This is a genomic window from Virgibacillus carmonensis, from assembly GCF_057836705.1.
Genome location: NZ_JBYQFJ010000241.1, coordinates 1 through 616 on the forward strand (window position 1 = coordinate 1; position 616 = coordinate 616).

Here is a 616-nt window from a genome sequence, read left to right on the forward strand (position 1 = left end):
GTGAAACAATTTTAGCAAACAGGCTCGTGGAAGCACTTGAAAAGATAGACGGTGTGATATGTTATGGACCAAATTCCAATTCTTTTCGTATGCCCATTGCTGCTTTCAATATTGCTGGAATACCTTCACAAGAGGTGAGTATGGTTTTGGATTCCCATTATAATATAGCAGTTCGCGCCGGGCTGCATTGCAGCCCATTAACACATGAATCGTTACATACAAATAAACAGGGTATTGTGCGAGCAAGTTTGGGTATTTATAATACTTCAGACGAAATAGATGAATTCATTAATGCAATAAAAGAAATTACAGCAGCATATAGGGAAGTTGAACTTTAAATAAATAAGTATTGTAGCATTGGAGTTGGGGCAATGGCTTTATATGGAACATTGATCAATGGAGCTTGCATTATTGTTGGAAGCCTGCTGGGATTGTTTTTCTCAAAGATACCAGAGCGATATAAAGAAACAGTTATGCATGGTATTGGACTAGCTGTCATATTAATCGGGTTACAAATGGCATTTTCCACAGAAACAATAATTGTTGTTTTATTAAGCTTATTGACAGGAGCAATCATTGGAGAATTCGTTCATGTCGAAGAGGGGTTGAACCGATT

2 protein-coding genes are annotated in these 616 nt (G+C 37.3%); both read left to right on the forward strand.

All coding sequences use genetic code 11. The features are described 5' to 3' along the window. A partial coding sequence (locus tag AC3G7N_RS21620; RefSeq protein ID WP_489424189.1) for an aminotransferase class V-fold PLP-dependent enzyme occupies window positions 1-338 on the forward strand: 338 nt, incomplete at its 5' end. Between the two features lie 33 nt (window positions 339-371). Continuing rightward, a partial coding sequence (locus tag AC3G7N_RS21625; RefSeq protein WP_489424190.1) for a DUF554 family protein occupies window positions 372-616 on the forward strand: 245 nt, incomplete at its 3' end.